15 protein-coding genes are annotated in these 14,047 nt (G+C 69.0%); 6 read left to right on the top strand and 9 right to left on the bottom strand.

Annotated elements, in window-relative coordinates; translation table 11 throughout:
* Positions 1–117: 117 nt before the first annotated feature.
* The 6 genes from atpE to IG196_RS00850 all read left to right on the top strand — a co-directional run bounded on the left by atpE (position 118) and on the right by IG196_RS00850 (position 5,123).
* Positions 118–357, top strand: coding sequence for a F0F1 ATP synthase subunit C (gene atpE / locus IG196_RS00875; RefSeq protein ID WP_099794683.1), 240 nt, complete (start codon positions 118–120; stop codon positions 355–357).
* 160 nt (positions 358–517) lie between these two features.
* Positions 518–1,723, top strand: coding sequence for an ABC transporter substrate-binding protein (locus tag IG196_RS00870; RefSeq protein ID WP_192194561.1), 1,206 nt, complete (start codon positions 518–520; stop codon positions 1,721–1,723).
* A gap of 16 nt (positions 1,724–1,739) precedes the next feature.
* A complete protein-coding gene (locus IG196_RS00865) occupies positions 1,740–2,660 on the top strand; it encodes a branched-chain amino acid ABC transporter permease (protein ID WP_056584164.1) in 921 nt (306 codons plus the stop codon).
* A complete protein-coding gene (locus IG196_RS00860) occupies positions 2,657–3,646 on the top strand; it encodes a branched-chain amino acid ABC transporter permease (RefSeq protein WP_192194560.1) in 990 nt (329 codons plus the stop codon). Before IG196_RS00865 ends, IG196_RS00860 begins: the two co-directional genes overlap by 4 nt.
* A complete protein-coding gene (locus IG196_RS00855) occupies positions 3,643–4,398 on the top strand; it encodes an ABC transporter ATP-binding protein (RefSeq protein ID WP_192194559.1) in 756 nt (251 codons plus the stop codon). The genes IG196_RS00860 and IG196_RS00855 overlap by 4 nt, the downstream gene beginning before the upstream one ends.
* Positions 4,395–5,123 carry an ABC transporter ATP-binding protein gene (locus tag IG196_RS00850; RefSeq protein WP_099794678.1) on the top strand — a complete coding sequence of 243 codons (729 nt, stop codon included), beginning with the start codon at positions 4,395–4,397 and terminating at the stop codon, positions 5,121–5,123. Before IG196_RS00855 ends, IG196_RS00850 begins: the two co-directional genes overlap by 4 nt.
* Positions 5,124–5,139: 16 nt before the next feature.
* Here IG196_RS00850 and IG196_RS00845 read toward each other — a convergent pair whose 3' ends face one another.
* The 9 genes from IG196_RS00845 to IG196_RS00805 form a co-directional block, all read right to left on the bottom strand.
* Positions 5,140–6,597 carry a SulP family inorganic anion transporter gene (locus IG196_RS00845; RefSeq protein ID WP_192194558.1) on the bottom strand — a complete coding sequence of 486 codons (1,458 nt, stop codon included), beginning with the start codon at positions 6,595–6,597 and terminating at the stop codon, positions 5,140–5,142.
* A 240-nt stretch (positions 6,598–6,837) separates the two neighbouring features.
* A complete protein-coding gene (locus tag IG196_RS00840) occupies positions 6,838–7,542 on the bottom strand; it encodes an SDR family oxidoreductase (RefSeq protein WP_192194557.1) in 705 nt (234 codons plus the stop codon).
* 33 nt (positions 7,543–7,575) lie between these two features.
* A complete protein-coding gene (locus IG196_RS00835) occupies positions 7,576–8,214 on the bottom strand; it encodes an SMI1/KNR4 family protein (RefSeq protein WP_192194556.1) in 639 nt (212 codons plus the stop codon).
* 3 nt (positions 8,215–8,217) lie between these two features.
* Positions 8,218–8,826: a glutathione S-transferase gene (locus IG196_RS00830; RefSeq protein WP_192194555.1), complete on the bottom strand. Its 609-nt coding sequence runs from the start codon at positions 8,824–8,826 to the stop codon at positions 8,218–8,220.
* Between the two features lie 44 nt (positions 8,827–8,870).
* Entirely contained in the window at positions 8,871–9,785 is a 915-nt protein-coding gene (locus tag IG196_RS00825; protein WP_192194554.1) for an acyl-CoA thioesterase, read from the bottom strand.
* Positions 9,786–9,880: 95 nt separating this feature from the next.
* Positions 9,881–10,576 (bottom strand): hypothetical protein, encoded by a 696-nt coding sequence (locus IG196_RS00820; protein ID WP_225616877.1) that lies wholly within the window; start codon positions 10,574–10,576, stop codon positions 9,881–9,883.
* 54 nt (positions 10,577–10,630) lie between these two features.
* A complete protein-coding gene (locus tag IG196_RS00815; RefSeq protein WP_192194552.1) occupies positions 10,631–11,995 on the bottom strand; it encodes an FAD-dependent oxidoreductase in 1,365 nt (454 codons plus the stop codon).
* The gene (locus tag IG196_RS00810) at positions 11,995–12,972 is read right to left on the bottom strand and encodes a Bug family tripartite tricarboxylate transporter substrate binding protein (RefSeq protein WP_192194551.1); all 978 of its coding nucleotides are present in this window, start codon (positions 12,970–12,972) and stop codon (positions 11,995–11,997) included. The genes IG196_RS00815 and IG196_RS00810 overlap by 1 nt, the downstream gene beginning before the upstream one ends.
* Before the next feature lie 87 nt (positions 12,973–13,059).
* Positions 13,060–14,040 (bottom strand): Bug family tripartite tricarboxylate transporter substrate binding protein, encoded by a 981-nt coding sequence (locus tag IG196_RS00805; RefSeq protein ID WP_095743264.1) that lies wholly within the window; start codon positions 14,038–14,040, stop codon positions 13,060–13,062.
* Between the last annotated feature and the right edge of the window lie 7 nt (positions 14,041–14,047).

Raw genomic sequence — 14,047 nt, 5'->3', positions numbered from 1 at the left:
GGCCGTTTCGACGGCCGGCTTTTTTTCGTCTGGCGCATGACCTCCCGCGTCATGGATTCGATGCACTCGTTCTGGAACAGTAGGTCCATCGATTCATCAACCACCAGGAGAAAAACCATGACCGGCTTCAACATCCTCCCGCTCGCCGTTGCCCTGCTGATCGGCATTGCCGCCCTCGGTTCGTGCCTCGGCATCGCGCTGGTGGGCCAGAAGTTTCTCGAAGGCACGACGCGCCAGCCCGAGCTGGTCGACACGCTGCAGACCAAGTTCTTTCTGGTCGCGGGCGTGACCGACGGGGCCTTCATCATCGCGACCGGCATCGGCCTCTGGTTCGCGACGGCCAGCCCGTTTGGTTGACGTTGGCGGAACCCTCCGGCGAGGGCACGGCGGGGCGGAAGCGACACGGTTCACTGGCACCATTCGTGCTAGTACCGTTGACACCGAATTGTTTATGGCTAAAGTATTTAACTATCAACAGTTCAGTTCTTTTTCCACCCTTCCTTCGCCGGAGAGACCGATGCGCCCCACGTTCCTGAAATCGCCCGCGCTGCCGCGCACCCTGCTCTCGCTGCTGCTGTGCGGCGCTGCCCTCGGCGCCTCGGTGTCGGCCATCGCCGCGCCGGTCAAGGTCGGTTTGGCCCTTGATATTTCGGGGCCTTTCGCGGCTTTGGGTGCCGAGGCACGCGACGGTTTTGCGCTCGGCATCAAGCAGCTGGGCGGCAAGCTCGGCGGGCAGGACGTGGAGTTCGTGCAGGCCGACATGGCCGGCAGCCCCGACCAGGCCAAGCAGCTGGTCGACCGCATGATCCAGCGCGACAAGATCGATATCTTCAGCGGCCCCATCGGCTCCAACGTGGCGCTGGCCGTCGGCCCGACGCTGTTCAACGCCAAGGTGCCGTACCTGTCGGCCAACGCCGGCCCGAGCCAGTTCGCCGGTGCGCAGTGCAGCCCCTACTTCTTCGGCACCGCCTACCAGAACGACCAGTTCCACGAGGCCGCCGGCAAGTTCGCACAAGACCGCGCGTTCAAGAAGATCGTGCTCATCGCCCCCAACTACCCGGCCGGCAAGGATGCGCTCGGCGGCTTCAAGCGCCAGTTCAAGGGCCAGGTGGCCGACGAGCTGTACACCAAGCTGGGCCAGATCGACTACGCCGCCGAGCTCGCGCAGCTGCGCGCGGCCAAGCCCGACTCGATCTACTTCTTCCTGCCCGGCGCGATGGGCATCAACTTCATCAAGCAGTTCGTGGGCGCGGGCCTGTCGAAGGACATCACGCTCGTCACCAGCGGCTTCTCGGCCGACGAGGACGTGATCGGCGCCGTGGGCGAGCCGATGCTCGGCCTGTTCAACACCTCGCACTGGGCGCACGACCTGGACAACGCCGCCAACAAGGCCTTCGTGGCTGCGTTCCGCAAGGAATACAACGGCCGCTACCCGTCGGTGTACGCCGCGCAGGCCTATGACGCGATCCTCGCGATGGACGCCGCCGTGAAGCAATCGGGCGGCAACGCGCAGAACCGCGACGCCGTGGTCGCCGCCCTGAAGAAGGCCAACTACGCCTCGACGCGCGGCACCTTCAAGTACGCCAACAACCACTTCCCCATCGAAAACTTCTACCTGCGCGTGATCGGCAAGGACGCGCAAGGCAAGGTGACGAACAAGCTGATCAACACGGTTCTCACGAACTACGGCGACAGCTACGCCAGCAAATGCGCGATGAAGTGATGCGGCTCGTTTTTCCATGAGCGGCATCCTCGTCCTCGAGCAATTGCTCAACGGCATCGGCTACGGCCTGATGCTCTTTCTTCTGGCGGCGGGCCTCACGCTGGTGTTCGGCATCATGGACGTGCTGAACCTCGCGCACGGCTCGCTGTTCATGGCCGGCGCCTACGTGGCGGCCGAGGCGCACACGCGCACCGGCTCGTTCGCCGCGGCCATCGTGGTCGCGGTGCTCGTCACCGTGGTCGTGGCGCTGCTCATCGAGGTGCTGCTGATGCGCCGCCTCTACAAGCGCGACCACCTGGCGCAGGTGCTCGCCACCTTCGGCGTGATCCTGGTGGCCGACGACATCGTCAAGATGATCTGGGGCCCCTCGCCCATCATGGCACCTACGCCGGCCGCGCTCTCGGGCCCGGTCGAGCTGATGGACGGCCTGCCCTACCCCTCGTACCGCCTCGTGATCCTCGCGGGCGGCGTGCTGATGGCGCTGGCGCTGTACGTGCTCGTGAACCACACGCGCATCGGCATGCGGGTGCGCGCGGGCGCGTCCGACCGGCCGATGGCCGAGCTGATGGGCGTGCGCGTGGGTCGCATCTTCAACGGCGTGTTCCTGCTCGGCGCGGCACTGGCCGCACTGGCCGGCGCGCTCATGGGCCCGATCGTCGCGGTGCAGGTGGGCATGGGCGAAGCCATCCTGATCCCGGCGCTGGTGGTGCTGGTGATCGGCGGCATCGGCTCGGTGCGCGGCGCCTTCGTGGCCGCGCTGCTGGTCGGCGTGGTCGACACCATCGGCCGCGCCTTCGTGCCGATGCTGCTGCGCGCCACGCTGCCGCCCGCCACGGCGGCCGACCTGGGGCCGCTGTTCGCCGAGGTCGCGATGTATGCGCTCATGGTCGTCGTTCTGATCTTCCGGCCCTCCGGCCTTTTCTCGGCCCGCGCATGAAATTCTCGTCACGCACCTTCGGCCTCGGGCTGCTCCTCGTGGCGCTTGCGGCCTTTCCGCTGGTCGCGCCGCTGTTCGGGCTCGACTTCTACATCGGCTTCGTGCGGCGCGTGCTCATCGTCGCGCTGGCCGCCGCGAGCCTGAACTTCATCCTCGGCTTCGGCGGCATGGTGGCGCTCGGGCACGCAGGCTTCATCGGCATGGGCGCCTACACGGTGGTGGCACTCAGCGACGCCGGCGTGATGTCGGCCTGGATCCTGTGGCCGATGGCCGCGCTGGTGGCCGGCCTGGTGGCCGCGCTGATCGGCACGGTGGCGCTGCGCACGCGCGGCGTGTACTTCATCATGACCACGCTGGCTTTTGCGCAGATGCTGTACTTCGTCGTCGTGTCGCTGCGCAAGTACGGCGGCGACGACGGCTACACGCTGATGTCGCGCCCCACGCTGCTGCCGGGCCTGGACCTGGGCAACGAAGCTACGTTCTACTGGGTGGTGCTCGTGGTGGTGGCGCTCGCGCTGTGGTGGCTGCACCGCGCCACGCAGGCGCGCTTCGGCCATGCGCTGATGGGCATCCGCGACAACGAGACGCGCATGCGCGCGCTGGGCTACCCGGTGTTCCGGCTGCAGCTCGTCGGCTTTGCGGTCTCGGGCGCGATCGCCGGACTGGCCGGCGCGCTGCTGGCCGGCGGCAACGGCTTCGTGAGCCCCGCGACCATGCACTGGACGCAGTCGGCCACGCTGGTGGTGATGGTCGTCATCGGCGGCCTCGGCCGCAGCTGGGGCGGGCCGGTGGGCGCCGTGGTCTGGCTGGTGCTCGAGGAAGTGCTCAAGCAGCACACCGAACACTGGCACATGCCGCTGGGCCTGCTGCTGATCGCCGTCGCCCTCTGGGCTCCGCGCGGCTTGGCCGCACTGTCCACGAAACGCCGCACGGTCGCAGCAGCAGCGGCTTCCGCTGCAACTGCCGCAGGGAGCGCCAAGCCATGAGCCTGTTCAGAATCGAAGGGTTGGTCAAGCGCTTCGGCGGCCTGCTGGCGACCGACCACGTGAGCCTCACGGTGGAGCGCGGCGAAGTGCATGCGCTCATCGGTCCCAACGGCGCGGGCAAGACCACGCTGGTGAACCTCATCACCGGCCTGCTGGAGGCCGACGCGGGCCGGCTGATGCTCGACGGACAGGACATCACGGCCTACAAGGACCACCAGCGCGTGGCCGCCGGCATGTCGCGCTGCTTCCAGGTGACGCGCGTGTTCGCCAAAGAAACCGTGCACGACAACCTGATGCTCGCGGCGCAGGCCCATGCGGGCAGCAGCCTGCGTTTTCTCGCGCCGCGTGCCAACGAACGTGCGCTGGTCGACCGTGCCCACGCACTGGCCGACCGCGTGGGCCTGGGCAGCGAGCGCCACCGCATCGCGGGCACGCTGCCGCACGGCGCGCAGCGCGCGCTCGACGTGGCATTGGCACTGGCCGCCGAACCCAAGCTGCTGCTGCTCGACGAGCCGATGGCCGGCATGGGCCCCGACGAATCGGCGCGCATGGTCGATCTGATCGAATCGCTGCGTGAATCGATGGCCATCCTGCTCATCGAGCACGACATGGACGCCGTGTTCCGCCTCGCCAACCGCCTCACGGTGCTGGTGCAGGGCAAGGTGCTCATGAGCGGCACGGCCGACGAAGTGCGGGGCCACCCCGATGTGCAAGCCGTGTACCTCGGCACCGAAGCGGAAGGACACGCATGAGCACGACGACCACGACCACCGCCCTGCTCGAGGCCACCGCCATCGAAGCCGGCTACGGCGCCAGCCAAGTGCTGTTCGGCATCGACGTGCGCGTCGGTGCGGGCGAAGTGATGGCGCTGCTGGGCCGCAACGGCATGGGCAAGAGCACGCTGCTGAAGGTGCTGACCGGCACGATCGCGCCGATGCGCGGCGGCGTGCAGTTCTGCGGCGCGGCCATCGGCGGCCACCGGCCCGACGCCATCGCGCGGCGCGGCATGGCCATCGTGCCCGAGGGGCGTCACGTGTTCCCCAACCTCAGCGTGGACGAGCACCTGCGCGCCTTCGCACGGCCCCGGCCCGGCAGCGCGCCGCGCTGGACCGTGGAGGCGCTCTACAAGCTCTTTCCGCGGCTGTCGGAACGCAAGGCCAACGCGGGCAACCAGCTCTCGGGCGGCGAGCAGCAGATGCTGGCCATTGCGCGCGCGCTGTCGACGCACCCGCGCCTGCTGATCCTCGACGAAGCCACCGAAGGCCTGGCCCCGGTGATCCGCGAGGAGATCTGGCACTGCATCGCCACGCTCAAGTCCGAAGGCGAAGCGATCCTGGTGGTCGACAAGTACGTGCAGCGCCTGCTGCCGCTGGCCGACCGCCACATGATCCTCGAACGCGGACGCGTGGTGTGGCAGGGCGACTCGGCCGCGCTCGACGCCGACCGGTCGCTGTGGACGCGCTACCTGGGCGTCTGAACGCGGGCCGCGCGCGTTACTCGGGCGCGGCGTCGAGCTTCAGGATCAGGTCGCGGCTCGCCTGATTCAGGCCGACGACCTCCACCACGCTGCCATGCTTGCGCAGCCGCTCGACCACCTTGCTCAGCGCGGTGACGGCGGTGACGTCCCAGAAGTGCGCCTGCGTCACGTCGATGCGCACCGGTGCGCCGTCGATCTCGCGCACGTCGAAGGCATCGACCAGCATGTCTGCCGAGGCGAAGAACACCTGGCCCGTCACGCGGTAGACGCGCGTGCCGCCTTCTTCCACTTCGGCCTGCACCTGCAGCAGCCGCGCGACCTTGAAGGTGAAGAACACGCCGCTGAGCATCACGCCGACCGCCACGCCTGCGGCGAGGTTGTCGGTGGCGACGGTGACGGCCACCGTCGCGAGCATCACGGCGCTCGACATGCGCGGATGCCGCACCAGCGTGCGCAGCGAGCCCCAGTCGAAGGTCGAGGCCGACACCATCACCATGATCGCGACCAGCGCCGCCACCGGCACCTGCGACACCCAGGGCTTGAGCAGCGCCATGAGGATCAGCAGGAAGGCGCCGGCGAACAGCGTCGACAGCCGCCCGCGTCCGCCGTAGCGCACGTTGCTCACGGTCTGGCCGATCATTCCGCAGCCCGCGATGCCGCCGAAGCAACTGGCCGCGACGTTGGCGATGCCCAGGCCGCTGCACTCGCGGTTCTTCGAGCTCGGCGTGTCGGTGAGTTCGTCGACCACGCTTGCGGTCATCATCGATTCGAGCAGGCCGACCATCGCGATCGCGAAGGCCGGCAGCGCGATGATGCGCAGCGTCTCCAGCGTGAGCGGCACCGAGGGGAACGCGAACGTGGGCAGCGCATCGGGCAAGTGCCCGAGGTCGGCCACGGTCTTGAGCGGCAGGCCGAGCCACTGGCCCACCAGCGTCACGACCACGATGCACACCAGCGGCGACGGCACCGCGGTCGTCAGGCGCGGCAGCAGGTAGATGATGGCCAGCCCGAGCCCGACCATGGCCCAGGTCGCCGTGTTGGCGCCGATGAAGTGCGGCATCTGCGCCGCGAAGATCAGGATGGCCAGTGCGTTGACGAAGCCGGTGCGCACCGACGACGACACGAAACGCATCAGCACGCCGAGCCGCAGCAGGCCGAACACGATCTGCATCGCGCCCGCGAGCACGCCCGCGGCCAGCAGGTACGACAGGCCGTGCGCATGCACGAGCGGCGCAGCCACCAGCGCCACCGAGCCAGCCGCGGCGGACACCATGGCCGGCCGGCCGCCGGTGAAGGCGATCACGAGGCCGATGACGAAAGAAGCGAAGAGGCCGACCGCCGGGTCGACGCCGGCGACGAAGGAAAAGGCGATGACCTCAGGGATGAGCGCGAAGGTGGCGACGGCGCCCGCCATCAGCTCGCGGGGAATGCTCGGGCACCACTCGGTGCGCAGGCGACTGTGGGTAGAAGACATGGGAAACGGCAACAGTCCGCAGGCGCCGCAAGAGCGCCGCGATGCGGAACAGGAAAAGAGAGAGAGGGCCGGCATGCGGCCTCCGTGCGGATGGCGACGGCCGTGAGCCGCCGCGCTTCACGCCGCCCGCGTCAGGGAGGCGTCGGCCGCGAGCAGCCCGACTGCCGGCGGCGGATGGGAAAGCGGGGCATCCGGGAACACATGGGCGCCGATTGTAGGGAGCGCCGTTGCTGACTCAGCTCAGACCGAGCGCGTGATGCCGCCGTCCACGCGCAGGTTCTGTCCTGTGATGTAGCCCGCGCCCTCGGAGGCCAGGAAGCCGATGGTGGCGGCGATCTCGGCGCTGCGGCCGTAGCGGCCCATCGGGATGCGCTCGCGGAACACGTCCTTCTCGGGCAGGCTGTCGATGAAGCCGGGCAGCACGTTGTTCATGCGCACGTTGTGCTTCGCATACTGGTCGGCGAAGAGCTTGGTGAAGGCCGCAAGGCCGGCGCGGAACACGCCCGAGGTCGGGAACACCGGATCGGGCTCGAAGGCCGCGAAGGTCGAGATGTTGATGATCGCGCCGCCGCCCTGCTTCACCATGTACGGCGCCACGAGGCGCGCGGGGCGCACGGCGCTCAAAAAGTAGACGTCCATGCCGCGGTGCCAGTCGTCGTCGCTGATCTCCAGGATCGGCGCGCGCGGGCCGTGGCCGGCGCTGTTCACGAGCACGTCGATGCGGCCCCATTCGGCGACGACCTTGTCGACGAGACGCTGAACGTCGTCGTTCGACTGGTTGGAGCCGGTCACGCCGATGCCGCCGAGTTCCTGCGCCAGCGCCTCGCCCTTGCCCGACGAGGACAGGATGGCCACGCGAAAGCCGTCGTCCGCGAGCTTGCGCGCCGCGGCGGCGCCCATGCCGCTGCCGCCGGCGGTGACGATGGCTACTTTTTGATCTGACATGGTGGGTTCCTCCTTCGGATGAAACCCCGTAGCCTACCCCTCGATGTCCCAGCGCGCTTTCACGGGGAAAGGCGCGCTGTCCTGCCGGGTGAAGCGCTTCAGGTCTTCCTCGAACTCGGCCTGCGGCATCAGCGAGGGCACCTGTTCGGGCCTGGCGCGCGGGCCCGTCTTGAAAGGCCGCGACACCAGTGGCTGCCGGCTCAGCGCCTGCAAGTAGGCGGCGGTTTCCGTGTCGTCCATGAAAGCCGTGACGGTGGCCACGTCGGCCGCGATGCGCTCGGCCATCTCGGGCTCGGACAGGTCCCCGTCGCTGAGGTAGCTCAGGTCGACAAAGGCTTCCAGGAATTTCGCGCAGACGAAATCGGCGAACGAGCCGTGGCCGACACTGCTTTCCTCGTCGTCGTGCCACACGAAGGCCACGCCCACAGCGCCGCCGTCCAGCGGCGCGAGACAGTAGGCGTCGCCCGCACCCGACTGCGCAAAGGGCAGGAAGCGGCGGCCGTCCTGCCACTTGGCGTCGAGCCACTCATCGAGGTCGTTGGCCGCCTGTTCGGCGCCCAGCCACTCGAAGTCGGGGAAGCTGGCCAGATCGGGCGGTCCGCTGGCGAGGAGCTGTTGCAGCAGCGGGGGAATTTCGATGCCGGTGCGGCGCGAGAGATCGTCGAACGTCATCGCTCAGACCGTCGGCAACGTGGCCTGCATCGACGGCCGCTGGTTGAACGCCGCAAACCACTTCGCACTGTTCGGTGCCTGGGCGCGCCAGTCCACCGAGGGGAAACGGAAGTCCATGTAGCCCAGCGCGCAGCCGAAGGCGATGGTGCCGATGTCGACGCGCTCGCCGAACGACGGCGCCGCCGCTTCGAGCCACTCGAGGCCGGTGCGCACCTTGTCGAGCTGGCCGTCGGTCCAGTCAGTCCAGCGCAGCGCTTCGGGGCGCAGCATGGTCTCGTAGCGCGCGAGCAGCGCGGCGCCGGTCATGCCGTCAGCCAGCGACAGCTCGGTCAGGCGCTCCCAGCGCGCAGGCCCGGTGGCCGGAAACAGGCTGCCGCCGTGTGTCGTGTCGAGGTACTCGCAGATCACGCGGCTGTCGAACAGCACCTGACCGTCGTCGGTGAGGAAAGTCGGCACCTGGCCCAGCGGGTTGTTCGGGAGGATGCGCGCGTCGCGCTTCACCGGGCCGGCAGCGCTGGGCAGCTTCTCGATGCGATCGGCCACGCCCAGCTCGTGGGCCACGACCATGCACTTGCGCACGAAAGGAGACGCGGGGGAGAAGAAGATCTTCATGGTCGGAGCGATCGTGCGAGTGAGTGAAGGAAAGCGGAGGACGTTCAGCCCGTGATCGGCGTGCGCGGCGTACCCGGCTTGCGGATGCGCAGCATGCCCTCTTGCGCTGCCGACGCCACGAGGCGGCCGTCGCGCGTGTAGATGCTGCCGCGGCACAGGCCGCGCGCGCCGCCCGCGCTGGGCGAGTCGACCACGTAGAGCAACCAATCGTCCAGGCGGAAATCGCGGTGGAACCACATCGCGTGGTCCAGGCTGGCGGGGCGCACCTGGCCGCTCATGAAGCTCAGGCCGTGCGGCAGCATCGCGGCGCGCAGCAGGCCATGGTCGGAGGCGTAGGCCAGCAACGCGCGGTGCACCGTCAGGTCGTCGGGCAGCGGCGCGATGGCGCGCATCCAGATGGCGCTCTGGTTCTCGGTGGGGCGCACCTCGGGCCGCAGCAGGTCTTCGGGGTCGACGCGCCGGTACTCGATGCCGTGCGGCTGGATGGCCTTGGAGCGCCAGGGTTCGGGCAGGCGGTCGCCGAGCGCGATGCGCTGGTCGAGTTCGCTGGTCAGGCCGTCGGGGCCTTCGACCGCGGGCATGGGGAACTGGTGCTCGACGCCCTCGTCCACGGTCTGGAACGACGCCGACATTTCAAAAATGATGCGCTCCTGCTGGCGCGCCACCACGTGGCGCGTGGTGAAGCTGCGGCCGTCGCGCACGCGGTCGACGCTGTACTCGATGGGCGCGTGCTCGCCGGGCAGCAGGAAGTAGGCGTGCATCGAATGCACGGGGCGCTCGGCGCCCACCGTGAGGCTGGCGGCCATGAGCGACTGGCCCAGCACCTGGCCGCCGAAGACGGCGGGCGTGCCGATGTCCTCGCTCTGGGCCAGGAAGCGGTCGCCGCCCAACGGTTCGAGCTGCATGAGGGCGACGAGGTCGGCAACGAGGCTGGCGGCAAGGACGGGTTCGGGGGTCATCGGGGGGAGATTTCTGGACAAAAAAGCAGCCTTCGACGATAGCAAAGGCCGGGCCCGCGCGCTGTCGCGGCCCGGTCAGCAGCGCCCGGCTGGGCCTACTTGAAGAAACAGATGTCCAGCATCAGGCGCAGGCTGCAGCCGTAATCCGTGCCGCCATCGACGATGCGCACCGGCACGCCGCCCAGCAGCATCGCGCCGTCGGCGCCGTACACCAGCGGCGAGCGCTCGGCCTGGCTGAACGCGCCACTGAGCGTTTCCTGCTCGACGTACTTCAGGTACTGGCGGCGCGAAAAATCGACCGTGTCGGCCGACTTCAGCGCCACCGCCGCGTAGCGCTTGCCGTAGACGGTGCCGAAGTAGCGCAGCACCGGGCCGGTGCGGTCGCCGTACTTCACCTCGGCCTTGGCGAAGCCGGTCTGCACGAGGAAGTTGCGGTCTTCGGGCGTCAGGTCGGCGTCGAAGGCCATCAGCACGTACTGGCCTTCGAAGCTCTGGTTGCGCGCCACCTTCAGTTCGCCGATGAGTGCGGGCGTGACCTTGGTGCGGCCGTCCCAGCGCAGCAGCGCGGCCACGGAGGGGTCGCCGTCGAACACGTAGTGGTACTTGTCGCCGGCAATGGCGACCTTGCGGCCGTCCTTGGCCGCGACGAAGCTCAGCACGCGGTCCTTGCCATGGACGGGGTCGCCCTCGGGGGTGCTGGCGCAGCCCACCTGCAGCAGGCCGAAGGCGGCGCAGGCCAGCGCCAGGAAGAGCCGACGCGCGGGGGTCGACAGCGAAGAAGAGAGAGGCACGGTGTGTCCGGGGTTCGAGTTCATCCAGCCCCGGACTCTAGCGCCGCGCCGCCCTCAGCGGTCGAGGTCGACGCCGTCGGCCGCCAGCTTTTTCTGCAGCGCCGCCACGTCGATCGCCGCGAAGCGCCCGCTGCCCAGCGAGGCCGCCGCGGTGCCCGCCGCCTGTCCCATCACGAAGCAGCCGCCGCTGGCGCGCGCGGCCGACTGGCCCTCGTGCGTCATCGAGGCGCAGCGCCCGGCCACGAGCAGGTTGTCGACCGTCTGCGGCACCAGCATGCGCCACGGCAGGTGGTTGTAGGCGTTGGCTTCGTCGCGCGGAAAGGCCCATTCGATGCGGCCATCGGCATGCATTTCCATCGGCCAGGCGTTCAGGCCGATGGTGTCGTCGAAGGTGGCCGAGCCGAGGATGTCTTCGCGGCCCAGCGCATACAGGCCCTGGATGCGCCGCGTCTCGCGGATGCCGACCTGCGGCGCGATCTCCACGATGGCCGACGGCGCAAAGCCCGGCACCTCGGCCTGCAGGAACTTGAAGTACGCGGCGATCTGGCGCCGGCCTTCGAGTTCGCCGTCGCTGAGCTCGCGCGCATCGACGCCGTTCATCGCGCCGCCGGCGGCGTTGCGGATCTGCGTGACGTTGGCGCGCCATTCGCGCGGGTCCTTGTTGGGCCGCAGGATCGCGCCTTCGCGCGGAAAGCTGTACTTGCCCGGATGCTGCTGCTCGGCGCGCGCCATGAAGCCGTTGATGGCCGAGAACTCGCCCACCGCGGCCAGTGCGGCGGGTGCGTCGACCTGGCCGATGCGGAACATGGTGGTCGGGAACAGTCCGCTGCCGTGGCCGTCGCCCACCTCGAAGGGCACACCCGCGAAGGCCGCCACGTCGGCGTCGCCGCTGGCGTCGATGAAGGCATTGGCGCGGATCGCCTGGCGGCCCGACTTCGTTTCGACCACCAGCGCGCTGATGCGCGCGCCGTCGTGCAGCACCGCCGCGGCGTACGCGTGGAACAGCATCTGCACGCCGGCCGCTTCGAGCAGCTGGTCGGCGGCCAGCTTGTAGGCCGAGGTGTCGTACGAGCGCACGCAGATGCGCCCGCCCATGCCGTTCTGCGGCGCGTTCATGCCGTTGAAGCCGGCGATGCGGTCGATGAGGTCGTCGACCACGCCGCGCACCAGCTGCGTCATCTCGCCGCGGCGCTTGCCGTACAGGCCCGCGAAGTTGGTCACGCCGCCCGCGGTGCCCATGCCGCCGAGAAAGCCGTAGCGCTCCACCAGCAGCGTGCGCGCACCGTGGCGCGCGGCGCTCACGGCGGCGGCAATGCCGGCGGGGCCGCCGCCGACCACGACCACGTCGAAGTCGCCGAACACCGGCAGCGCGCGCGCCGGTTCGTTCAGGGTGTGTGGTTGCTGCGTTGTCGTCGTCATCACTGAATCTTGATGCCGCGCGTCGCGATGATCTTGCTCATGATCGCCGCCTCTTCCTTCACGCGCGTGCGCATGCCGTCCGGCGAGGTGCCCACGGCTTGCCAGCCTTGCTCGAAGAGCTTGCGGCGCACGTCGGGGTCTTTCATGACGATTTCGATCTCGCGGCTGATGCGTGCCTGCGCGGTCTTCGACAGGTTGGCCGGGCCCAGAAGCGCCACCCACACCTCGAGGCTGAAGTCTTTCACGCCGGCTTCGGCCAGCGGCGCGATCTCGGGCACCAGCGCACTGCGTCCGCCCGTGAGGCCCACGGCCTTGAGCTTGCCCGCGCGGATCTGCGGCATGGCCACGCCCGGCGGGATCAGGCCCATCTGCACCTGGTCGCCCAGCATGCCGGTGACGACCTGCGGGTTGCCCTGGTAGGGCACGTGCTCGGGCTTGAAACCGTTCACGCGGCTCTTGAGCAGTTCCATGCCCAGGTGGCCGACCGAGCCCACGCCCACCGAGCCGTAGTTCCACTTGTCGCCGGCCTGGCGCGCGGCGTCGAAGAAGGCGGTGCCCGAGGGCAGGCTGTTCTGTGCCACGAGCACCAGCGGCGCGGTGGCGATCAGCGACAGGTAGGTGAAGTCTTTCGCCGGGTCGTACGGCAGCTTGGGGTACAGCATCTTCGACGACGTGAGGTTGCCGTTGATAACGATGCCCAGCGTGTGGTCGTCGGTGGCCTTGGCCACCTGGTCGGCCGCGATGTTGCCCGAGGCGCCGGCCTTGTTGTCCACCACGACCGGCTGGCCCAGCGCGCGGGACAGCGGCTCGGCGATGGTGCGCGCCGCGATGTCGGGCGTCGATCCGCCCGGGAAACCCACCAGCAGGCGGATCGGCTTGGTCGGCCACGCGGGGGTGTCGGCGCTGGCGGACAGCGGCAACGCCGCGGTGGCGGCCAGGCCGCAGGCGATCAGGAGGGCTCTCTTGGTGGCTTGCATGGGAAAAAGACAGTCAAAAAGGTGAACAAAAATGCAAAGAGAGGCAGCTTAACTGCGGCGCGGAGCCCAGGGCAAGGCGCACTCTCGTCAGTCGAGGCTGATGTTGCCCCGGCGCACCAGCTCGCCGTACACCTTCGACTTGGCCTCGGCGTTGCGCTCGATCTCCTCGGGCGACCAGGCCAGCGGCTCGAAGGCGAAGGTGTCGAAGCGGGCGCGGATGTCGGGGTCGGCAATCACCTTGGCCACGTCAGCGTTGATCTTGGCCTTCACGGCCGCCGACACGCCCTTGGGCGCCAGCAGCGACACGAAGGAATTGACCTCCAGCGAGGCCGGGCCGCCGGCCTCGGCCATGGTCGGCACGTCGGGCATCTGCGGGATGCGCTTGGGCGCTGCCACGGCGATGTAGCGCAGCTTGCCGGCCTTGTAGATGCCCTGGCTCGACGGAATGCTTGCGAAGGCCCACGGCACCTCGCCGGTGCCGACGTTGGAATACAGCTGCGACACCTCGCGGTACGGCGCATGCCGCATGCGGATGCCCGTGAGCGCCTCGAGCTGCTGCGCGCCCAGGTGGCCCGGGCTGCCGACGCCCCACGAGCCGTAGACGATGCCTTCGGGGTTGGCCTTGGCGGCGGCGATCAGGTCGCCCATGGTCTTCCACTTCGACTCGGTGCCCACGGCCACGAAGAAGGGCGTGCGGAACAGCGAGGCGACCGGGTCGAAGTGCTGCAAGGTCACGAAGTTGCGCGACTTGTACAGGTGCGGCAGCGCGGCGATGTGCTCGCTGTCGAGCTGCAGCAGCGTGTAGCCGTCGGGCGCGGCGCGGCGCGCCTGGTCGATGGCAATGAAGCCGCCGCCACCGGGCCGGTTATCGACCACCACGCGCTGGTTCCACAGGCGCGAGAGCTTGTCGGACACCAGGCGCAGCACCGCGTCGGGGCCGCTGCCGGCTGCGAACGGGGTGATCAGCGTCACCGGCTTGCTCGGGTAGTCGCTGCCCTGCGCCCATGCGCCGGAGGCGGCGGTCAGGGCCAGGACGGCGGTCGTCAGCAATGCGCGCGGAAAGTTCATGGATTGT

This window comes from Variovorax sp. 38R (genome assembly GCF_014843395.1).
GTDB classification, from domain to species: Bacteria; Pseudomonadota; Gammaproteobacteria; order Burkholderiales; family Burkholderiaceae_C; genus Variovorax; species Variovorax paradoxus_H.
Note: the sequence above shows the minus strand (reverse complement) of the source record. Positions and strands in the feature narration are given on the sequence as shown.